The sequence below is a fragment of the Sulfurisoma sediminicola genome, assembly GCF_003865015.1.
In the GTDB taxonomy this organism is placed as follows: Bacteria; Pseudomonadota; Gammaproteobacteria; order Burkholderiales; family Rhodocyclaceae; genus Sulfurisoma; species Sulfurisoma sediminicola.
Map to the genome: position 1 here is coordinate 32,886 of NZ_BHVV01000006.1, position 19,794 is coordinate 52,679.

Consider the following 19,794-nt stretch of genomic DNA (forward strand, 5'->3'; position numbering starts at 1 on the left):
GTATATCAGCGGCCATGCTGAGCACCGACGACCACAGCCGCGACAGCGCGGGCATGCGCTACGTCTATCCCGTGGTGTCGCGCCGCGCCGGCGGTATCTCGATCGGCATCAACCTCAATCCCAACAACGCCTGCAACTGGCGCTGCGTCTATTGCCAGGTGCCGGACCTCAAGCGCGGCGGGCCGCCGCCGATCGATCTGGCCTTGCTCGCTGCGGAATTCGAAGAGTTCCTGCGCCGTGCCGCCGCCGCCGACTTTCTCCAGCGCGTGGCGCCGGCCGGGGCGAGGCGCATCGTCGATGTCGCCTTCTCCGGCAACGGCGAGCCGACCAGTGCTCCCGAATTCGGCGCCGCGCTCGACATCGTCGCGCAGGCGCTGGAGCGCCACGGCCTGCTCGGCAAGGTGAAGATCCGCCTCATCACCAACGGCAGCCTGGTCGATCGCGTGCGGGTGCGCGAGGCGCTGACACGTCTCGGCCGACTCGGCGGCGAGGTCTGGTTCAAGGTCGATGCCGTGGGGCCGGCGCCGAGTTTTCGCATCAACGGCGTACGGATGAATGCGGACACGGTGCGGCGCCGCCTGCGCCTGTGCGGCGGGCTGGTCGAAACCTGGGTGCAGACCTGCGTCTTCGCCTGGGACGGCACACCGCCGGCCGAGGCCGAGGTCGCCGCCTACGTCGATTTCCTGCCGGGTGTGCAGGATGCGGTGGCCGGGGTGCTGCTCTACGGGCTGGCGCGGCCTTCGCTGCAGCCCGAAGCCAGCCGCCTGGGGCGGTTGCCCGAGAGTTGGCTTGGTGATCTGGCGGGGAAGATCGAAAAACTCGGGCTGACCGTGCGGGTCAGCCCGTAGTTGCGGCCTGAAGGACCTCAGGCGGCCTTCTTGGCGGCCTTGGCGCGCTTCTTCAGGTCCTTGAACAGATCCTGCTCCTGACTCTTGAGGTACTCGATGACCTCGTAGTCGTCGCGGCGGATCTTGCCGATGTCGATGTTCTCGACATGCACCAGGCGCAACAGGTGCTGCACCGGGCGCGGCATGTTGCGGCCGCTCTCGTAACGGGAGCCGCCACTCTGCGTGACACCGAGCTGGGACCAGAATTGCTGCTGGTTCAGACCAAGCTTGCGGCGGATTTCGCGCGCATCGATTTTATCGATTTGTTTCATGTGGTTACCTTTGCTGGTGGGTTCGGGATCACTATGACGGAAGTGATAGGTCGCAAGCATAGTGGATATTCGGATGTCAAACAAGCGAGTGTGGGCCAGTCCATACAAGTGTTCGTGAAATTGGTCACGGACGTCTTTCGAGGGCAACTCCGCCAACCCCTTCCGTCACGGGGCGTCACGCGGATATAATCGCGAGCTTTTCCAAAGAGTTAACCCACCCATAGCCATGGCGCTCATAGTTCAAAAATACGGCGGCACCTCGATGGGCTCGCCGGATCGCATCCGCAACGTCGCCAGGCGCGTCGCGCGCTGGAAGGCTCAGGGCCACCAGCTCGTCGTCGTGGTCTCGGCCATGAGCGGCGAAACCAACCGCCTCATCGCGCTGGCCAAGGATCTTTCGCCGCAACCCGACCCGCGCGAACTCGACGTGATGATCTCCACCGGCGAGCAGGTCACCATCGCCCTGCTGGCGATGGCGCTGAAGGACATCGGCCTCAAGGCCAAGAGCTATACCGGCGCGCAGGTCAAGGTGCTGACCGACTCGACCTTCAACAAGGCCCGCATCCTCGACATCGACGAGGCCAACATGCGCCGCGACCTCGACGACGACACCGTCGTCATCGTCGCCGGCTTCCAGGGCGTGGACGAGCACGGCAACATCACCACCCTCGGCCGCGGCGGCTCCGACACTTCGGGCGTGGCGCTGGCCGCGGCGCTCAAGGCCGACGAGTGCCAGATCTACACCGACGTCGACGGCGTCTACACCACCGACCCGCGCATCGTGCCCGAGGCGCGCAAGCTCGAGCGCATCACCTTCGAGGAAATGCTCGAGCTGGCGAGCCTCGGCTCCAAGGTGCTGCAGATCCGCTCGGTCGAATTCGCTGGCAAGTACCAGGTCAAGCTGCGCGTGCTTTCCAGCTTCGAGGAAGAGGGCAAGGAAACCAATGGCACGCTGATCACTTTCGAGGAAGACACCACCATGGAACAACCGATCATCTCCGGCATCGCCTTCAACCGCGACGAAGCCAAGCTCACCGTGCTCGGCGTGCCCGACCGCCCCGGCATCGCCTACCAGATCCTCGGCCCGATCGCCGACAGCAACATCGACGTCGACATGATCATCCAGAACGTCGGCCACGACGGCACCACCGACTTCTCCTTCACCGTCAATCGCGGCGAGTTCGCCCGCGCCAAGAAGATCCTCGAAGAGCAGATCAAGCCCCATGTCGGTGCGCGTGCCATCGAGGGCGACAACAAGATCTGCAAGGTCTCGGCCGTCGGCGTCGGCATGCGCTCGCACCCGGGCGTGGCCAGCCAGATGTTCCGCGCCCTGGCCGAGGAAGGCATCAACATCCAGATGATCTCGACCTCCGAGATCAAGATCTCGGTGGTGGTGGACGAGAAGTACCTCGAACTCGCCGTGCGCGTGCTGCACAAGACCTTCGAGCTCGACCAGGCCGCCGCCTGATCTTTCCTGTCCTGTTCGGCTACTTGCCGAACAGCCGCTCGGCGTTGCGGAACGCGATCTTCTCCGCGACGTCGCGCGGCAGCTGGGCGAGCCAGCCGCGGTATTCGCCCATGATTTCGCCGTAGCGCGCCCAGCGCTCGTTGACCCAGGTGTCCGACCCCAGCAGGAAGCGGTCGGGATACTTGAGGAACAGGCCCCTCCATTCCGCCGACAGCTTGCCTCCCTCGCTGATGCCGTAGCGGTAGGACAGCTCGCCCCACATCTGCGGATAGCGTTCGAGGTAGCGCGCCACCTTGTCCGGCGAGGTGCCGAAGCCGGTGTGGGCCCAGACGATCTTCGCCTGCGGGTTGTGGCTGAACAGAATTTCCAGCGCCTCGTCGTCGGCGTGGGCGTGCAGGAACAGGTCGTGTTCCACCGCGAAATTCACCGTGCGTTTCACCCACTCCGTCGCGGCGGCCTTGCCGGTGAGGTGGAACTCGCCGATGCCCCTGTAGTAGCCGCGCTTGTATTCGCTGCGGATCAGTTCGAAGATCTTCGGGTCGTCGAACCAGGTCTGGAGGTCGCCGCGCACGATGTAGGGCCGGATGAAGGGCACGACCCGGATGTCCTTCGGCTTCGCTTCGACCAGCGCGCGGGTGCCGTCGTTGGGGCGGCTGTTGGCGAGGATGCCGGTGACGCGATTTTCGCGCAGCAGTTCGAGCACCTTGTCCACCGGGTAGTAGGGAGTCGGCTCCCAGTTGTAGTGCAAGTGGGCATCGAACAGCGGCAGCGGCGGGCTGGTCGGCTCGGCGGCGGGCGCTGCGGTCGCGCCGAGGCCGATGACGAAAAACAGGGCGAAGATGCGGGCCATGGTCGTCTCCGTAGCGACGGAGACGCCAGTCTAGCGCAGGACCAGCGAGAAGCCGCCGCCCGGAAGCAGGGCTTCCTCGGTCTCCGGAATGAACAGTCCGCGCACCACCGCCTGGATCTTGGCCAGCATGGTCGCCGAGAGGACCTCGCTGTTTTCGAGAACCAGTTCCTCGTCGAGCTTCAGTGCCCGGGCGATCGGGCCGTAGTGGAAGGCGAGGCTGCCTTCGTGGAAGCTCTCGCGGCCGATCAGTTCGTCGAGGTCGGTTTCGGCGGTACAGGTATGTTTCATCGCGGTCTCCCCGGGGGCTTGCACCATTGGCGATCCCAGGGCGGCCTGCTTGAGTATCCCCGTGACTCAAACCGCGGGTGCCTTGGGCTATAATTCGTCCCGCAATTCGGCGCTTGCGCCGGGTTTGCGGAGAAGTGGCCGAGTGGTCGAAGGCACGCCCCTGCTAAGGGCGCATCTGGGCAAAACCTGGATCGAGGGTTCGAATCCCTCCTTCTCCGCCAAGAACATAAAACCCGCACTGCCACAGGCTTTGCGGGTTTTTTCTTGGTAGCCCAAAAGCATAATATCCGAGTACGTCGCAAGGTCATTATGCCAAAATTCCAGCCTTGATTGCAACGGAAGTGTCATGGAAATGCACTGGAATGCACCACGGTGTCTTAATTCGTCCTCGGCACTGTCATGGAATTGCGATGGCGTCACCTTAACACCGACGGCATAACGAGCTACTGCACGAATACAAGGCCGTTTGGCGTGCTTTTCAAGCATATAACCCATTGAAAAAGAACAAGAAACGTATTGACATGGGGTGTTGGATGGGTAGAATCGGCACTGTCGATTGTTACTGATTGATGGCAAGCTAGGCCTACAAGCAGTTGTGCGCCACGCGATGCGATGCGTGGCGTGGGGGCATCAAGGACAAGTCCCCCGGGTGTCCCGTCCCTCCCCGCCCTGGCGGGGTGTGATGCAAAAATCCAATCAGGATTTACATCATGGTGGACGCGCTCGTCGTTTACACGGCTCTGCAGCTCTGTGAGCTGCTGGGCATCTCAAAACGTCATTTCTACAAGCTCCTCGGCGACGGCGTGCTGCCGCCGCCGGTCCGGCTCGGCCGCGCGACGCGCTGGCCGGCCTCGTCGATCGATGCTTGGCTTGCTGCGCAAGTCACTCAACCTCCATCCTCCTCGCCTGCGCGGCGCAGCCGCGCAGGCCGGCCGAGCGCGGCTGAGACCTTGGCGGCTCGGCGGGCGGGGCTCACCGTGCGTGAGTTCCGCGCGACGCGGGGAGGTGTGCAATGAAGAATGCATATCCGCCGGCGATCAAGAAAGTCATCTCCGCTTACGCGCCAGTCGCTAGAGTCTGGGCGCGCGCGGCTGGGGTTGAGCTTGAGGACGTCGAGCAAGAGCTCGCCGCCGCGGCGCTGGGCGGCGAGGATCCTTTGCGCGCCGTGCCCCGGGCTTTCGGGATCCGCAAGATCGCTGGCGTCTGGCGCGGATCAGACGCGGTCATCGTCGCGATCGCGCTCGACGATGAGGTCGACGCTGCCGCCGAGGCCGGCGGCGACCTTCGCGAGGATCCGAGCGGCCTCGCCGACGCCGCGGCCGGAGGCACGGCGGCCATGGCTGCGCGCGCGGGCACCACACGTCGCGCGGTGCAGATGCGGCTGGTGGCGCAGCTACGCCGCCTTCGCGAGGGCGACCTCTTTCTCGGGGGTGTGGCATGACGATCCTCACCGTCGTGAAAAAGGAGCGTTTTAGCGTCGTTCCGGATCGGATTCTTGAGGATCGCCGGCTCTCCCTCGCGGCGCGCGCCGTGGCGGCTTGGTTGCACGGGCGGGCGGACGGATTCGAGGTTCGCGTCGAGGCGATGCGCACGCGGTTCCTCGGGCTGTCAGAGAAATCGTGGCGTGCGATCCGGAAGGAATTTGAGCTGGTCGGTTGGTGGCGCTCGAGGCGGGAGAAAGTGGCAGATGGAAAGTTCACATGGAGCCACACCTTCTGCGCCGACGAGGAAGCAACCATCCTACCCCACAGCATGGATGGCGGCGGCATGGATGCGCGAGGGCAGGTTAACCATGAGGACGTTCACCAAGAGGAAAAAGCAGCAGCAGAACTTGATGCTGCTGCAGCTGAGACTCAGGCGACGGTACGGGGGTGGGACATCCTGCATGGGGTCAAATGTTGGAGAAAAGAGCCCGGCGATAAGCCTCTAGTGGTGGGGCTGATGGCGAGGCACGGGGTTGAAGCCGTCGAAGCGGCAGCCGCACGGCTGGCCGCCGAGCTGGGCACCCTGCCGCTCCCGAGCCAGGTCGAGGCGGCCTTGGCCGCCTCGAAGGCGGCGGCAGCATGCGAAGCCAAGCGCAGCGCAGCGCTGGGGCGCCGCGCTGATGCGCCGCCGCCAGCGGCGGCTGAGCGGGCCCGGGCGGGAGTCGCGAAGGCGAAGTCCGTGCTCGCCGGGCGATTGCCGTGAGCCGCGCGTGCTGCCGCGGTGGCTCTTCGCCTCGACGCCATTGATAAACGGGACAGGAAACGATCCGCAAGCTCCTACCTGTCCCCCGCCCGGCGGCACTCGCCGCCGGGCACCCTTCCAGGAGAAACACATGGACGATTACATGCAATTTCTGCTCAACAAGCATCGTGAATTCATCCTCGCGGCCGCGTGCACGGACGGGCCGATGAACCGCGATTACCTCGTCCTGATCGAGGTGATCGAGGAAGTCATCCGCGGCGAGGCCGGGCTCTGATGAAAGAAGTTGACTCTGCGACCGGGCTCGCGGCGCGGCTGCTCTACCTGCTGCTCTCGCTGCTGCTCTCATTTCACTTTGCCTGGGCGGCCACCTGGCAGGCCGAGCGCTGGCCCGAGGCCGCGGCGCGGCGGAGCGCGATCCGCGCGTTGATTGTGACGAACCTTCCCGGCAAGGATCAACCAGTGACCATCGAGGCGCCGGGGCCACGCGGCCTCGAGATTTTTCAAGTATCAGCGTCGGCAGCGCACGCGTACTACCAGACACACGGCCCGACGCACGGCGAGATCGCGCTGCGGCTGGCCGCTTGTTTCCTCGCCGCCGGGCTGGCCGTTGGCACCCTGCGCAACTTTCTCATCAAGGGTGGGGCGGTGACCGCCCCACCTAGAAAGGAATGACGGTGGACTCCATCAAACTGATTACGTCATACATCGCCGGCGCCAGCCTCGCCTGGCTGGTGCTCGCCGTCGTCGCCGGCGCCTTCGGCCTCGGCTGGGTCGGTAATGCCGGCGCGGGCATAGCCGCGGCGCTGTTGCTGGCGCTGGCGCCGGGGTTTGTCCTGCGCCTCGCCGCGGCCGGCCGGGGGGGCTGGGCCTGGCGGTGCTGCTTGTTGCCAAGCTGCTGAGGTTCCTCCAGTACGTGCCGGTCGCCGGCCTCGTTGCCCGCGCCTTCGCGGCCGCCTGGGAAAGGCTCTTCCAGGCCATCGGCCTTCTTGAACCGCAGCAGCAACAGCGCGCCACGGCCGACGTTGGCGAGGACGCGGCGGCCATGTCCAGGCTCGCCGCCAGCTTCGACCCGGAGCCCTACATCGACTTGCGCAAAGGCATCTTCCTCGGCCTCGACGAGACGAGGAAGCCGATCTACGTGCCCCAAGGCCTCTGCAGCAAAAACCACTGGCAGATCCTCGGCGAGAGTGGCGTCGGAAAGAGCTCCCTCGCCGGCGTGCTGCTGTCGCAGCTAGCCATGGCGGGGGAAACCGTCATCGTCTTCGACCCCAAGAGCGATGCCAACCTCCCAGGCGTGCTCGCCCGAATGACCGGCGGGGCCGGCGTGCCGATGAAGGTCATCGACTTGCGCATGACCGCGCCGCCTCAGCTCAACCCGCTGGCAGGCTGCCGGCAGGATCAAGTCGAGGAACTGCTCCAGGTCGGCTTAGAGCTGGGCAAGACAGGCCATGCCGGCGCGGACTTCTACCGCGGCGAGGATCGGGAGAAGGTCGAAGCCCTGGCGAACTACTTCCAGGCCGGCGCGAGCAGCCTGCCGGCGTTGCTCCAGGCAGCCCAGGGCGACGAGGCCATCGTTGGAGCTACAAACCTCTTCCGCGAGCTCCGGCAGCTGTGCCGGCTCCCAGCCTTCAACACGGCGAAAGAATTCGACCTGAGCGGTTTTATCGCAAATGCCGGGCTGCTGTACGTCATCGGCTCGACCGTCGACCTCAAAGTTCAAGCGGCGCAGCGCCTGCTGCTCCAGCGCGTCATGCAGATCATCGAAGAGCGCCAGGATCGAAGCCGGCCGATCGCGACGTTCCTCGACGAGCTCAAATTTTTGCTCTCACCGGCGGCACTTCGGGCTGCCTCCACGATCCGCGACCGCAACTGCCACCTTATCTTCGCGCATCAGAGCCAAGGCGACCTCCACGACTGCCCCGGCCTCGACGCCAACGCCGTTATCGGCGCGGTGTGGGGGAACAGCAGCATCAGGATTGTGTACAAAACCACCGACGCCAAGACCTGCAAGGAGCTGGAACTGCTGTCCGGCAAAGAGCGCGCGTGGTCGGAAACCACGAGCAAGACGAAAGAGCTACTCGGCCCGCAGGAAGGCGGCTGGCGCGAGTCGGAGCGGTACCGCTTTCCCGCCCACATCTTCGCGCATCTTCCCAAACCCCTTGGACAGGAGGCCAGCGTCGGGATTGTCTTCGGCGTCGGCCCGGCCTTCTTCCTCTCCACCCGCTGGCTCGCGAGCGGCCCGGCGCCGCAGCCGGAGGCTGTCGAGCCGTATGTCGGCGCCGATGGCAAACCCGTTGCGACCAGCGCGGCCGAGTTGATCTGACTTCGCCGACCTGCCATGGCAGGCATCACCACATCGGAGAGAACCAATGGCGCTGATCCACGACAAGCAGGAACGCGAGCAGCGGCAGGCAGCCAAGCGGCGCGCGCTGCTGCGCTGGTTGCGCGTCGAGATTTTCACGCGGCCGGGGATCGCTGGCGACGTGATGGGCATCACGTCCGCGCGCGCGGTTCGCAAGACCGTCGCGGCGATGGCGCGTGACGGCCTTGTCGTCACCTACACCTTGGCGCTCGGTAGCGGCGTCAAGCTCGCCCTGATCGGCATCACCGCGCATGGTCAAGGCATGGCCTTCGATCCAGCGATCGACGACGGCCCCGAGTCGAAATACTTCGAGCCCTCGCGTGTGCCGGTTTCCGTGCTGGCGCACGCGCTCGACCTCCAGCGCCTGCGCCTCGCCGCCGAGCGTGCCGGCTGGCACGGCTGGCGGTATGGAGACCGCGAGGCCAAGTGGCAGAAAGGCCAGAGCAGACCCGACGCGATTGTCACAACGGCTGCCGGTGAAATCGTGGGCGTCGAGTGCGAGCGCACGATCAAAACCTTGAAGCGCTACGAAGTCGTGATCGCCGACCGCCTGCAGGCGATCAAGGCCGGCAAGTTCACCCGCGTTTTGTACACATCTCCGACGCCAGAGATCGCCGCCGCCGTCGCGGCGATGTTCGCCAAGGTCGAGGCCGTGCCCGTCGCCGGTCAGCGCGTGAAGCTCGAGCAGCGCCACCGCGATGCGTTCCGCTTCACCGACTACCCATCCTTTGTCGTCGCCGCGTGATGCGGTTTGTACACAGCCCGTAAACATTTCGTACACAACCGGAGAGCAGAAGCATGAGCATCCTCAAACCGAAAGCCAAGAACCAGACCGGCACGCTCAGCGTGCGGTTGCCGCTCGATCTGTGCGCGCAGATCGAGCGGCTACGCAATGACGCGGATGCGGCCGGCCTTGTGTTCGACGTGTCGGCGCTGGTCGCCGACAGTCTCGCCAAGGCCGTCAAGCTGGCGCGCGCGGAGATCGCGGCGGCCAGCGGTCAGCCTGGCGGCTGACGTGTGCACGCTCTGCAAGCAGATCGGTGCACACGAGCCGGGTTGCGCATCGTGCCGGCCGGCCTTCGCCGACCTCCCGATTCGCACCGCCGGCAGGGCATCGGATCGATGCGGGCTACGCCCGCCCGATCCTCGCCCGCTGGAGCCTACCCGTGGAGCCTCCCCCCGGTGATACCGGGGAGGCTCCAGCGGGCGGCCCCAGCCTCCGCCCCACGGGGCGGAGCCACGACCGGGCTGTCGCCCGCTCGTTGGAACTCCGGCAGCCCGCTGGCGCGGACTGCCTGCGCGGCCCCGTGGGTCGCTCCCTTAAACCGCCTGCGGCGGTTTGCCCCCAGGGGGGCCCAGGTCGCTAGGTCGGCTGGACGCCGCCCTCCCTCACGGTGCCTTGCCGCGGACGCCCACGCGACAGCGGCGCTCGGCCCCCGTAAAGCTGGGCTCGCCGAGGGTGTGTGTCTCGCTTCGCTCGCCCCACCCCCTTTCGGCTCGGCCTTCGGCTGCCGACGACGCCGCTTCGCGGCTGTCGGCACCCACCTTTACGGGGGCCGAGCGCCGCTGTCGCGCCGTCGGCGTCCGGGGGCTGCGCCCCCCACCTCGACGATGCCGCCTGGGGGCGGCCCGGTCGCCTGCCGGCTCCCTATCGTCGGGTGGCTCCCCCCGCCTTCGCCGTTCCGCCCTAGGGGGCGGAGCCGGCTCAGGGGCGGCGGCGAGACGCTCCCTTCGGTCGCTTCGCCTTGCCCCATCCTCGCTCGACTTTGGCCGGCTTCGCCGTCCAGTCTCGCGGGATGGCTCCCCCTTCGCTGCGGTCGCTGCGCTCCCTTCGCTGCGGCGCTTCATGGCCTCCGCTTCGCTGCGGCCATTGCGCTTGCCTGCGCCATCGGCGGGGCGCTGCGCGGCCCCTTCGATAGCTGCGCGCACCCGCAAAACCATGCCGGCAGCTGCGCAGGCCGGCGTGGTTTTCCGGTGCTTTGCCCTCCGGCCCGAGGGCATTTCCGGCCTCGCCTGCGGCGTCGGCCTGCATGCCCCGGGCCTGCGCGCGCCCCGTCAATCTCACCTCGCCGATCCGCTTTGCGGATCGTCTCGATTCGATTTTTCGGAACCGATTGCCGCTGCATGCGCGGCCGGCTGCGCCGTGCCGGCATGGCAGATCGAGGGCAGGAATGCGACGGTGTTGCGCTCGGCTTCGCCTCGCCGCCATAGAAGTTGTAGCCCCTCAATTTCGAAAGGAACAACCATGAAAACCCTCGTTCTCGCCCTGCTCCTGCTGCTTGGCCTGGCTTCGCCGGCCAGCGCCCAGGTCGCGGTCATCGACTCGACCAATCTGGTCAAAAACACACTGACCGCGTTGCAGACCGCGCAGAGCTACGCCCAGCAGATCAATGATTACGTAATCCAGGCGCAGATGCTGGAATCGGCGCTCAAGAACCTCAAGACGCTCAACCCCAGCGCCGTTTCCGGCCTGGTCAATTCCGCCGGGCGCGTCGGGATCGACGTTGCCAAGAAGCTTGGCGAAGACACGACGGATATCCAGCAAGTCCTGCGCACGGTGAACACCCTTTATCGTTCCGGAACCCAGGCTGCCGCTCTGGCGAACCAGGGCGCGGGCGTCTATAGCTCGGCCGCGGATTACACCTCGCGAATTCAGCAGATGGCCGGGCTCGCGAACATGACCTGGGGCGAGTTCTTCGCGGCTGAGAAAGCTCGGGCGAAGGCTGGCGAACGGCAGGCGGTTGCCAACCTGAACGAGGCCATGCAGATCAAGGCCGCGGTCGAGAACCACGGCCGGAACACCGAGCGGGCGCTGCAAGGCAGTCTCGACGCCGAGGGCGTCCTGCAAGCGGTTCAGGGCCTTGCGGCGATCAATGCCGTGATGTCCCAGCAGCTCGGCGACCTGACGGCCGCCATCGCCACTTCGACCGCCGCTCAGGCTGACCGCATCCGCGAGGCGGAGGGCGACAAGATCACGGCGCGCGCGGAGCGCGATCGCGATGCCGAGGCCGTCCGCGGGATGTACGACATCCTCAAGCAGCGGGGCAAGAAATGACCACATTTTCCTTCGCGGCCCTGTTCTCCGCCGTCGATACGGCGCTCGCCGCGACGAGCGCCGATCTGCTGCCCCTGTCGCTGTCGATCCTGGGCAGCCTCGCCGTCATCCGAGTGGTCTGGTTCGGCCTCGAGCTCGCCCTTTCGGGCGGCGTCGTGACCTCGTTGGTCGGCCCATTCGTACGGATGATCCTGGTGATCTTCTTCGCCCTCTGGGCGGCGAAGGGCGGGCTTATGGACGGTATCGTGAGCATCACCGATCATGTGCTCGACGCACTCGGCGTCGGCGGGGGGAAGCTCGCCCAGCTGGGCTCAAGCGGCATGGATACCCTCGCTGCGGCGATCGGCAGCCTCGGCGAGGCGATGACGGCGCTCATCAACCCTGAGCTCCTGCATCCATTCGACACCATCGGCCGGCTCATCATGTACGGCGTGCCGGTGCTCATCCTGGGCCTCGCGATCGGCACGGTCATGGCCGCCGGCATCGCCTTCTTCATCGCTGTCGCCCTCGGCGCCGTGCTGCTCAAGGTCGCGGCGGTGCTCGCGCCCTTGTTCATCCCCTTCCTGATCCTGCCGCAGACTAATTTCCTGTTTGACGGCTGGCTCAAGTTCGCCATTGGGGCGGCGCTGTACAAGCCTGTCGCGGCGATCATCGCGGGCATCGGCGGGGCGCTGCTCGCCGGCATGTCCGGCATTCTCGGTGCGCTCCCCGCCGGCGGGGGCGCGGTCTCGACCGCTGCGAACGCGGCTCAAGCCACCCTCGCGGCGCTCGGGGTGGCGGGGCTGGCTGGCCTTGTGCTCTACCTCATGCTCCAGGTCGGCACGATCTCGACCGCGCTGGTCGGCGGCGCTTCACTGAATGCCGGCCGCGTCACCGGCGCCGTGCGCAATGCGATGCGCGGCGGCAAGGGCGGCGGCACCGACAGCGGCGGGAAAGGCGGCGGCTCGAGCGGCTCGGGCGGGGCGGCGAAGCCTTGAGAGGGAGGACATCATGTACTACGGCATTCATTCTGAAGCGCTCGTTCAGTTCCTCAGCCTTCGCGCGCTCATGACGCGCGAGCAGCGCGCCTGGCTTATCGCGCCGGAGGCTCGGAGCCTCGCTGAGGCCTTCTGGCTGGCTTTGCACATGACCCGGCAGGACAGCCTGGCGCTGTGGCTCGGCTTCTGGTTCATGGTCTATGTCACGCCGGCCGTTGCCATCGGCAATTGGATATCCAGCCTGATCAATTGATGCCGCGCTGCCGGGCTTCGCCCTGGCAGCGCGGCGGCGCTTCGCCTCGATGCCATATACCGGCGAGACGGGCAGGTGCCCACCTCGCAACCGAAAGGAGTTTCACCATGAGCAAAGAAAAGACCGAGCACGAGCATGTCGCGCTGCCCAGCAACATCGCAGACCTCTTCGCGGCGGGGCAGGCCGCGCTCGAGGCTGGGAAGCTGGACGATTGGGACAAGGACTTCTTGACCAAGAACGCCGCGCGCTATGAAAAGTGGGGCGACGAGACCTACCTGTCAGCGAAGCAGATCGAGATCCTCACACGCATCGCCGGCAAGGCCATCGAGGCGACCGACGAGGCCGCTTGATCTTCACGGCCCCGCTAGGGCCCGAACTGGGGCCCTAGCAGTCGGGCCCGGTGGCGTAAAAGCCGCTTCGCGAAAGGCCAGGGGCCGAACTCGGGCCCTGGCGGGCCCCAAGCTCTAGGAGGAATGTAATGTGCAATACACCCATCATCCTCGCTGACCTGTTGATTCAGGTCATCGCCAAGGCCGGCGATGCCGTGCGCCTTGGCGTCGCCGGCGAGGCGGCGCTCGCGCCGCTCTGCGCATGTTTCATGAAATCGACGGGACTCCCGGCGCGCTGGTGCGTGCCGTATGTGAAATGCGGCGACACTTGGCGGGGCGGCGGCGTCGCCATGACTGGCGTCGACTTGCCGCAAGGCGATCCGGCCGTGGTCGAGGTGCTGCCCAGCCTGGCGCTGGTGTTCTTCGAGGGGCTCGAGGATGCGCTCGACGGCGGGATCGTTGTCCGGCTGGCCGGCGGTGCGGTGTCACACACCGCCTACCCCGGGCCTGAGCATCGCGCCGATACTTGGCCCGAGTGGGCCTATGGGGTCGAGGGTCTGGCGCAGCTGCCGTACATCTGGCCGGGTCACTATAACCACTTGGTAGCCATTGCCTCCGGGTACATCGAGGCGTGAGACAAAATCAGCTCACCGTGGCCGAGGCCCTTGGCGGCCCCTTGCGGGGCCGAGCTTTCGTCGCGAGCGATCGAGCCTCGCGAGCGAGTCTCGACCCTGCGGGCTTCAATCCCTGCCGCCTCCGCGCCTGCGGCGCTGCGCGTCCCTTGCCCTCCGCGAGGCCACGGCTTGCCGGTCCGGCTCGTAGATGGCTATCGCCAACTCGCCGGCTCCGGCTGGCGCCGACGCCTCACTGCGCCCCCTGCGGGCTTGCCGTGAAGCCTGGTCAGCATCGCCCCGCTGCGCGGAGCGAGGACAGGAGGGCGCTACGCGCCTCCAGATGGTCGGGGGGCTTCAGAGCGCCAGCGGCAAGTCGCGGCGGCTCGCTAGGGCAAGTCTTTGGTGCCAGTCTACGCCAGTTCTGCGGGGGCGGCTGCGCCGCCGCTTCGCGCGCCTCTTCGCCCGGTCTCGCCGGAAATGCGCCGGCGAGCTGCGGCCTCGATTGCGCCCCTTGCCCTGTCATGCCTGTCACGTCGCCTTGCACCGCTCGAAACCCCGCCGCTTTGTTGCCACTGGCGCCCTTCGCGAAAGCCCCCCGCCCCTCCGGCGGCGGTCCGCAGGGAAAGGCAAATCCGGAGGAGGCGGGACGGCGGGGCGTAGCGGCAGCTTCGCAGGCCGCAGATCAACGACAGGAGAAATGACCATGTACGGACACCCGAACTTTACCCAGCAACACGCCGAGGCCCTGAAGCCCGAGACCGATCCGATCTTCGGCGAGGTGATCCACAGCTACACCCGCGCCCAGGCGCATTGCGATGGCGTTCTGATCGATCTCAGCGACACGGCACGCGAGGCCGGCATCGCTTTCCCGGTGGCCATCACCAAGGCGGCTTGGGCGGACTGCGTGGAATGGACGGACGAGGACAGCAAGCGCCAGACGTATCAGGACGAGGCCGGGCGACTGTGGGACGTGATCTGGATGCTCAAGCTCGCTGCAAGGCGCGGTGGCTCGGAGATCCGCTACCAGCTTTACCGGGTGCCGCGTGGTGGGCGTGGCGTACGGCCGAGGCTCGTGACGCTCAAGGCGATCTGTGGGCCAGGCGACCAGGGCGAGGCGGTTATCACGGTGATGCTGCCAGGCGAGGACTGAAAAATTCCGGTACGGAATTCCGAACAAAAAAATGCAATTTCGCCACTTGCGCATGTGAGCTTGTGCTGTAGCGTGAATCGAGTAGGGCAGTCGCCCAGCTATTTTTTGACCGAGGAGAAGAACATGCGAATCGTGAAATTCAGGGTGGACGGCAAGGACACTATTGGTGTGCGTGTCAAGGACGGGCAGGGGGTCGGGCAGGCGCTGGAGGCGAGGCTGAAGCTCGACAGGGGCTATTCCTGGTGCTCAGTCGAGCGCGATGGCTGGACCGACTTCGACCGGCTGCCGTTTTATCGCTACGAGCACGGCTTCGGTGGCGGATCGGCGGTGGTGATCGGGGAGACAGGCGAGGACTGAAAATTTCCGGTACGGAATTCCGAGAAAAAATGCAATTTCGCCACTTGCGCATGTGAGCTTGTGCTGTAGCGTGAATCGAGTAGGGCAGTCGCCCAACCCATTCCTCGGGATCAGAGGTAGGAGAATCAATATGAGCAACACCAACATCACCAAAGAGCAGGAACAGGCCAGCATCGCATTCGTCGACAGGCTTTTCACGCACGTCAGCGGCCGAGCGCACGTGCGCCTCAACGGCGACCTGGCTGGCTTTGATGCAGTCAGGAAGAAGGTCTACATCGACAGCTACACAGAGAAAACCGTCTCGATGCCGGCAGGCGCCTTCTTGTCCCACCTGGCGCGCGAGGAAATCGCAGAGCTTGATGTCCTTGAGGACTGGGATGGCAGCAATGAGTACAAGCTAAGCACCGCCGTGCTCCTTGCCGCCAAGCGCGCGATCCGTCGTTACCACGGCGGCTTGGTCAAAGATGAAGACGGCCAGCCGTGCTTTGAGATGGTCGCGGATGGTGTTGTTTCGCGTAGCTACAACGTCGATCAATGACGCGTCTTCCCCGCTCTGAACGGCGGGGCTTGTCGCGCTTTTCTGTTCGCACGCATCCCATTTCTTACCAGGAGCAAACCATGGAACGCAAAGCAGGAATGTTGATTCACCGCCAGGGAGAGCTTTCGCCAGAAGCCAAGGCGGCTTTCGCTGAAATGGATCGTGAGCGAGCAGAGGCACAGCGCCAGTTGCCCGCCATCCGTGCAGCGGGCCTCGAAGCCCTTAAGCACCTGCTGCCCATCGCGCAGGGAAGTAGTGGCCAATGTCGCCACGTCGCAGCCTTTTTGCTGGGTCTCTACAACGGCAACCGCTTCAAATTCGACCTCACGGAATTTCGCTGCTTGGACCGGAAGATATTTAACGACTGCATGGCCGTGCTGGCGATGGACTATCAGCCCGAACAGGAAGTCCAAGGCTATTTCGAGGACGGTGGCCGAGTCTGGGAACAACTAGCCAAGGATTGGAATATCACCGACTACAGCCGCCCACCAAGCAACGGCAAAAAATGACCACCACTCAAAACCAAGGAGACTCACCATGAGCAAACGCAAAAACAAGATCATGCGCAAGATCGAAGACCTCGACCTTCTGGCCGCGGGCCTCGCTATGCGGCGTCAGGACGGCACCGGCGTCACCACCGCGGACCTCAAGCGGTTGCGCATGGCCATCGAGCGCGTCCGGCTGGCTGTTGATGGAGGTCCGGCCGGTACTAAACATGACGCGCTAAATGTTGCCGCATGTGCGGCCTGAACATTCCATGGATACAGGGCGTCGGCGCCAATGATGCCGCGTTATATATGTCGCCATGTTTAGCAAGGAGTAGTCGCCATGTGGCAATAGATAAAATGCGGATTCGGCCATGCCTTTGGCGCCCGGCTCGGCTGGGAAGCTGGCGGATTGGTCTGGAAGGTGCGGCGCCTCAGAATGGATCTGGGGGACGAGTTTGTCATGCTGCCACGTTGAGGGGTAGTCGCTGGTCGCGGGCGTTATCAACCTTTGGCTTGCTGATCTTTTTGACCGGGCCATCAATCTCGATGCCCCAATCCTTACGGGCGGTCTCGAACCAAGAGCGAGCGATTTGAGCTCCGAAACGTATGGTTTAATTCGACTTTGTCAGATTCACCCCAACGCTGATGCTTCGCGCATGAGAGTCTGTTTTCGATACGCATGATCCATTGCCGCGCGCATTCGCCGATGCCTATCCTCAATCATGGCGACTCTTGATCCTGATCAAATCCCTTGCCGATGCCAAGGTGGTCATGAAGGAAGCCATCAACATCGCCATTGACTACGGCGTCATTAGCAGCTTCAACCGCCAGCACTTCTTGCAGGCGCTGTCGGATATCTCAAATCGGTAAGGAGAACCACATGAAAAAATGCATGATCGCAGTCCTGGCTGTTGCCATTTCGTTCGCGACGGCCTGCAGCAGCACGGAAATGGACATCACGGCTCAGGTCGATGCCAAACTAAACGAGGATGTGATTCCATGCGTAATGACAACGCTTCAATATATGACGCAGCCGGAAAAAGCCGCATTCATGAAAGTAGGGTTGCTCACCAACGACATGAAGGTGACCGACAAGGGGCAGAAATACTTCAAGCGCGGCTTGTTCTGCTACGGCCGGCTAAAGGTCGAAAAGGTGACCACGATCACCGATCGCAGCGAGCCATCAGTGGGCATGAAGGCGACCGAAGTGAAGTTCACCGCAAAGCTGGTTGATATTGCTGACTGGGCGACCGATCCAGAAATAGAGAAGGTGTTTCCACGCATCAAAGAAGAAATCGCCAATCTATCGAAATCTCACAATCGCCGCGAACTGATCGTGCAGGGGAAAAAATAGCAATGCCGGCTCGCACCTACAGGAGATATGCGAGAAACTTAGCAACCATCTGGACTGGAATCAAGCCAATCGCCATGACTCCGACCCAGAACAGGAACGGATGATCCTGTCTGGAAACGCCAAGCATCAGAGAACATAAAAAGGATGGCACGTGCGTAGGAGGCAGTTCATTCGCGCTGCGGGAACCGGCGCAGGCATCGCATTGTTCCCATCTTTTTGGAGCGGAAGCCTTCTCGCTCAGGACAGCGACGCACGACTCGCCGTCAACTCCACGATCCGAGGAATGACGCCGGCAGAGGTTGCCGATGCCGTTGAAGCCAAAACCCTGATCAATGCCTTCAAACGGACCGGGCGGTTACCGCTCGAGCAATTTCTTGCGGTCCGAGGGGCGCGTCTCAAGAACCTGATCGAGAGTTTCCCGGAGACGCTCAGCGACGTCCAAATGGCTAGGATCGGCCTTGAATTGGCCATGTTGATCAATGCCAGCCGTAGTTTCAAGGCAACCAAAACCAGAGGAGTTGGCAAGCTCCTGGGGTCAGGGGTCGAGGTGCCGGCAATTGGCGTAGTCGCCGTCGACATGAAGGGGTATTGCCTCGACAAGGAACTGCCCGCACCTGGAGGCGGAGCCAGAATCCGACTGAGACCGGCGAATCTCTATCTGAATGGGCCGTTGGCCGACATTGAACAGGCTGTCCTGGATTACGCCGCCGCTAATCCGAACGCCGTTGACTATCACCAACTCCAGCATGTTCTCTGGGGTCTGCGTGGCGTTGAGAGCGTATCCCCGTACACAATCTCCATGGCCCAGCGTCGCGACCTGCTCGACATCCTGAATCGAGCGAAGCCCGGCTCGTCCATTCGTTTTCTTGAAACCGCGATGAAAGCGGACCAGAAGCGAAAGTCGGAAGCATTCCTCCGTAAGCTGCTCCCGATCATCGGGGACCTTGAGAAGATCGGTGTATCCCTCGACAAGTTGTCTTCAAAATCATCGGGGGCCCAGTCTGTCGACAGCCATCTCGCCATGTTGCGAGACATGCCCACAACCGGCGATCCGCGCTCCGTACCCGAAGAGGCGGCGTATTCAATCCTCGCACCAGGTGTCTATGCTGTTACCGAAGGCACCAATTCACTGGAGGTCAGAACGCATATCCTGAACGTGTCTGGGCAACAGTTCGCATTCATACCCTCGGAGTGGGTCGCCGAAACCCAACTGGCTCAACAGCGAGTCGCCTTTACTTCGATCAAGAGCGCTGCATCGTCGCCAGGCGCGATCCCGAGCGGAAACTATGAGGTCAGCGATCATACGAAGGATGCGGTTCGAGCTATGACGCTCAAGGCACTTGGCATGGCGGATCCAGCTAAGGCAAAGTCCTACAGCGAGAAGCTGGCTGCGAATAACAAATTCATCGCCTCTGCCGCCATGGTCACTGGGGCCAATTTCGTCACGGCATTCCCTGTTGTCGGGAATGTCCTGTCCGCTGCCGAGTTTCTGAGCGGCCAGGATTTGTTCATGAATTTCGGAAAGCCGTTGTCGTCGGAAGAACGAATTCTTGCCGGCCTTGGGGCCATACCAGGCTATGGATCAATGTTTAAGGTCGCTGGTGGAGCCGGCAAGCTGTCTTCAATCGTGGCAAAGGCGTTGGAGAGCCCTGCGGTCACGAAGGTGCTTAAGACGGCAGACCGGGTGGAGATGGCGAAGGATATCGCTGGAGTCGGTGATTTCCTTGCCAGCGAAAGTGACGCCCAGTTCTGGAACGCATCCGCGGATATCGCCCAGAAGTTACTGGCCGAATATCGGGTGGCGTGATTCGGATGACCACGCCAGTCCTCGGGCTTCAATCGTTACAACATCCAATGAAGGAGAAACAATGAGAAGATCGCAGTGCTGGCGCTGATCATGGGATTCGCTATGGCATGCAGTGGCACGGAGGCTGATGTTAGAGCAAGAGTGGATGCGGAACTCAAGGACGCCCCAATCGCTTGCCTCATGTCCACGCTTCAAGCCATGACCCCGACCGAAAAGTCGGCCTTCATGAAGGTCGGGCTAATCACCGAAGACAAGAAGGTCACGGAAAAGGGGCAGAAATACTTCAAGCGCGGCTTGTTCTGCTACGGCGACCTGTCCGTAGAAAAGATCAACAGTATGACGGATCGCAGCGAGCCGTCGGTTGGCATGAAGGCAACCGAAGTAAAGTTCACGGCGAAGCTGGTTAATGTTGCCGACTGGGCGACTGACCCCGAGATTGAGAAGGCATTCTCCGGGATCAAAAGGCAGATCGTGGACTTATCCAAGCCGCACGAACGCCGCAAACTTCTTGTTGAAGGAAAAACGAAGTAAGTCATAGATGGCGCGGAGGGCAAGCAG

29 protein-coding genes and 1 tRNA gene are annotated in these 19,794 nt (G+C 63.6%); 26 read left to right on the forward strand and 4 right to left on the reverse strand.

Annotation, left to right across the window (positions count from 1 at the left end):
• Positions 1 to 14: 14 nt before the first annotated feature.
• Positions 15 to 848, forward strand: coding sequence for a radical SAM protein (locus EJE94_RS08950; RefSeq protein ID WP_121240743.1), 834 nt, complete (start codon positions 15 to 17; stop codon positions 846 to 848).
• Positions 849 to 865: 17 nt separating this feature from the next.
• Here the strand turns inward: EJE94_RS08950 and EJE94_RS08955 are convergent, their stop codons facing one another.
• Positions 866 to 1,159: a helix-turn-helix domain-containing protein gene (locus EJE94_RS08955; RefSeq protein ID WP_121240745.1), complete on the reverse strand. Its 294-nt coding sequence runs from the start codon at positions 1,157 to 1,159 to the stop codon at positions 866 to 868.
• Between the two features lie 226 nt (positions 1,160 to 1,385).
• Between EJE94_RS08955 and EJE94_RS08960 the strand changes: the two genes are divergently transcribed.
• On the forward strand, positions 1,386 to 2,627 hold the full coding sequence (locus EJE94_RS08960; protein WP_121240747.1) for an aspartate kinase: 1,242 nt from the start codon (positions 1,386 to 1,388) through the stop codon (positions 2,625 to 2,627).
• 19 nt (positions 2,628 to 2,646) lie between these two features.
• Here the strand turns inward: EJE94_RS08960 and EJE94_RS08965 are convergent, their stop codons facing one another.
• Both EJE94_RS08965 and EJE94_RS08970 read right to left on the reverse strand, forming a co-directional pair.
• Entirely contained in the window at positions 2,647 to 3,477 is an 831-nt protein-coding gene (locus EJE94_RS08965) for an amidohydrolase family protein (protein ID WP_121240749.1), read from the reverse strand.
• Positions 3,478 to 3,507: 30 nt separating this feature from the next.
• The gene (locus EJE94_RS08970; RefSeq protein WP_121240751.1) at positions 3,508 to 3,765 is read right to left on the reverse strand and encodes a hypothetical protein; all 258 of its coding nucleotides are present in this window, start codon (positions 3,763 to 3,765) and stop codon (positions 3,508 to 3,510) included.
• 128 nt (positions 3,766 to 3,893) lie between these two features.
• Between EJE94_RS08970 and EJE94_RS08975 the strand changes: the two genes are divergently transcribed.
• The 10 genes from EJE94_RS08975 (at position 3,894) to EJE94_RS09015 (ending at position 9,328) form a co-directional block, all read left to right on the forward strand.
• Positions 3,894 to 3,986 (forward strand) — tRNA-Ser (locus tag EJE94_RS08975).
• A gap of 489 nt (positions 3,987 to 4,475) precedes the next feature.
• On the forward strand, positions 4,476 to 4,781 hold the full coding sequence (locus EJE94_RS08980; RefSeq protein ID WP_121240753.1) for a helix-turn-helix transcriptional regulator: 306 nt from the start codon (positions 4,476 to 4,478) through the stop codon (positions 4,779 to 4,781).
• Positions 4,778 to 5,206, forward strand: a complete 429-nt coding sequence (locus EJE94_RS08985; protein ID WP_121240755.1) for a hypothetical protein — start codon at positions 4,778 to 4,780, stop codon at positions 5,204 to 5,206. The genes EJE94_RS08980 and EJE94_RS08985 overlap by 4 nt, the downstream gene beginning before the upstream one ends.
• Positions 5,203 to 5,952, forward strand: coding sequence for a hypothetical protein (locus tag EJE94_RS08990; protein ID WP_121240757.1), 750 nt, complete (start codon positions 5,203 to 5,205; stop codon positions 5,950 to 5,952). The genes EJE94_RS08985 and EJE94_RS08990 overlap by 4 nt, the downstream gene beginning before the upstream one ends.
• Before the next feature lie 130 nt (positions 5,953 to 6,082).
• On the forward strand, positions 6,083 to 6,226 hold the full coding sequence (locus EJE94_RS14600) for a hypothetical protein (RefSeq protein WP_165904794.1): 144 nt from the start codon (positions 6,083 to 6,085) through the stop codon (positions 6,224 to 6,226).
• Entirely contained in the window at positions 6,226 to 6,624 is a 399-nt protein-coding gene (locus EJE94_RS08995; protein WP_121240759.1) for a hypothetical protein, read from the forward strand. Before EJE94_RS14600 ends, EJE94_RS08995 begins: the two co-directional genes overlap by 1 nt.
• Before the next feature lie 2 nt (positions 6,625 to 6,626).
• On the forward strand, positions 6,627 to 6,851 hold the full coding sequence (locus EJE94_RS09000; RefSeq protein ID WP_124962427.1) for a hypothetical protein: 225 nt from the start codon (positions 6,627 to 6,629) through the stop codon (positions 6,849 to 6,851).
• On the forward strand, positions 6,827 to 8,275 hold the full coding sequence (locus EJE94_RS09005; RefSeq protein ID WP_124962428.1) for a type IV secretory system conjugative DNA transfer family protein: 1,449 nt from the start codon (positions 6,827 to 6,829) through the stop codon (positions 8,273 to 8,275). Before EJE94_RS09000 ends, EJE94_RS09005 begins: the two co-directional genes overlap by 25 nt.
• Before the next feature lie 46 nt (positions 8,276 to 8,321).
• Positions 8,322 to 9,059, forward strand: a complete 738-nt coding sequence (mobC, locus tag EJE94_RS09010; protein ID WP_121240764.1) for a MobC family replication-relaxation protein — start codon at positions 8,322 to 8,324, stop codon at positions 9,057 to 9,059.
• A 53-nt stretch (positions 9,060 to 9,112) separates the two neighbouring features.
• Positions 9,113 to 9,328 carry a hypothetical protein gene (locus EJE94_RS09015; protein WP_121240766.1) on the forward strand — a complete coding sequence of 72 codons (216 nt, stop codon included), beginning with the start codon at positions 9,113 to 9,115 and terminating at the stop codon, positions 9,326 to 9,328.
• Positions 9,329 to 10,375: 1,047 nt separating this feature from the next.
• On the opposite strand, the gene EJE94_RS09020 is transcribed toward EJE94_RS09015, so the two are convergent.
• Positions 10,376 to 10,561: a hypothetical protein gene (locus tag EJE94_RS09020; protein WP_124962429.1), complete on the reverse strand. Its 186-nt coding sequence runs from the start codon at positions 10,559 to 10,561 to the stop codon at positions 10,376 to 10,378.
• Here EJE94_RS09020 and EJE94_RS09025 point away from each other — a divergent pair.
• From EJE94_RS09025 to EJE94_RS09090, 14 genes are all read left to right on the forward strand, one after another.
• A complete protein-coding gene (locus tag EJE94_RS09025; protein WP_121240768.1) occupies positions 10,560 to 11,369 on the forward strand; it encodes a TrbJ/VirB5 family protein in 810 nt (269 codons plus the stop codon). The genes EJE94_RS09020 and EJE94_RS09025 overlap by 2 nt on opposite strands.
• Entirely contained in the window at positions 11,366 to 12,346 is a 981-nt protein-coding gene (locus tag EJE94_RS09030) for a type IV secretion system protein (RefSeq protein ID WP_121240770.1), read from the forward strand. Before EJE94_RS09025 ends, EJE94_RS09030 begins: the two co-directional genes overlap by 4 nt.
• A gap of 13 nt (positions 12,347 to 12,359) precedes the next feature.
• Positions 12,360 to 12,599 (forward strand): hypothetical protein, encoded by a 240-nt coding sequence (locus EJE94_RS09035; RefSeq protein ID WP_121240772.1) that lies wholly within the window; start codon positions 12,360 to 12,362, stop codon positions 12,597 to 12,599.
• A gap of 107 nt (positions 12,600 to 12,706) precedes the next feature.
• Positions 12,707 to 12,949 carry a hypothetical protein gene (locus tag EJE94_RS09040; protein WP_121240774.1) on the forward strand — a complete coding sequence of 81 codons (243 nt, stop codon included), beginning with the start codon at positions 12,707 to 12,709 and terminating at the stop codon, positions 12,947 to 12,949.
• Positions 12,950 to 13,077: 128 nt separating this feature from the next.
• Entirely contained in the window at positions 13,078 to 13,563 is a 486-nt protein-coding gene (locus EJE94_RS09045; RefSeq protein WP_121240776.1) for a hypothetical protein, read from the forward strand.
• A 682-nt stretch (positions 13,564 to 14,245) separates the two neighbouring features.
• Positions 14,246 to 14,692, forward strand: coding sequence for a DUF6573 family protein (locus EJE94_RS09050; protein ID WP_121242187.1), 447 nt, complete (start codon positions 14,246 to 14,248; stop codon positions 14,690 to 14,692).
• A 123-nt stretch (positions 14,693 to 14,815) separates the two neighbouring features.
• On the forward strand, positions 14,816 to 15,049 hold the full coding sequence (locus EJE94_RS09055; protein ID WP_124962430.1) for a hypothetical protein: 234 nt from the start codon (positions 14,816 to 14,818) through the stop codon (positions 15,047 to 15,049).
• 130 nt (positions 15,050 to 15,179) lie between these two features.
• Positions 15,180 to 15,587, forward strand: coding sequence for a hypothetical protein (locus tag EJE94_RS09060; RefSeq protein ID WP_121240780.1), 408 nt, complete (start codon positions 15,180 to 15,182; stop codon positions 15,585 to 15,587).
• Between the two features lie 80 nt (positions 15,588 to 15,667).
• Entirely contained in the window at positions 15,668 to 16,096 is a 429-nt protein-coding gene (locus tag EJE94_RS09065; RefSeq protein WP_207855861.1) for a DUF7673 family protein, read from the forward strand.
• A gap of 28 nt (positions 16,097 to 16,124) precedes the next feature.
• On the forward strand, positions 16,125 to 16,337 hold the full coding sequence (locus EJE94_RS09070) for a hypothetical protein (protein WP_121240782.1): 213 nt from the start codon (positions 16,125 to 16,127) through the stop codon (positions 16,335 to 16,337).
• Between the two features lie 470 nt (positions 16,338 to 16,807).
• Positions 16,808 to 16,945: a hypothetical protein gene (locus EJE94_RS09075; RefSeq protein ID WP_165904795.1), complete on the forward strand. Its 138-nt coding sequence runs from the start codon at positions 16,808 to 16,810 to the stop codon at positions 16,943 to 16,945.
• A 10-nt stretch (positions 16,946 to 16,955) separates the two neighbouring features.
• Positions 16,956 to 17,429, forward strand: coding sequence for an SEN1982 family lipoprotein (locus EJE94_RS09080; RefSeq protein WP_121240784.1), 474 nt, complete (start codon positions 16,956 to 16,958; stop codon positions 17,427 to 17,429).
• 283 nt (positions 17,430 to 17,712) lie between these two features.
• A complete protein-coding gene (locus EJE94_RS09085; RefSeq protein ID WP_121240786.1) occupies positions 17,713 to 19,236 on the forward strand; it encodes a hypothetical protein in 1,524 nt (507 codons plus the stop codon).
• A gap of 75 nt (positions 19,237 to 19,311) precedes the next feature.
• Complete coding sequence (locus EJE94_RS09090; RefSeq protein WP_121240788.1) at positions 19,312 to 19,767, forward strand: SEN1982 family lipoprotein; 456 nt, start codon at positions 19,312 to 19,314, stop codon at positions 19,765 to 19,767.
• Positions 19,768 to 19,794 lie beyond the last annotated feature (27 nt).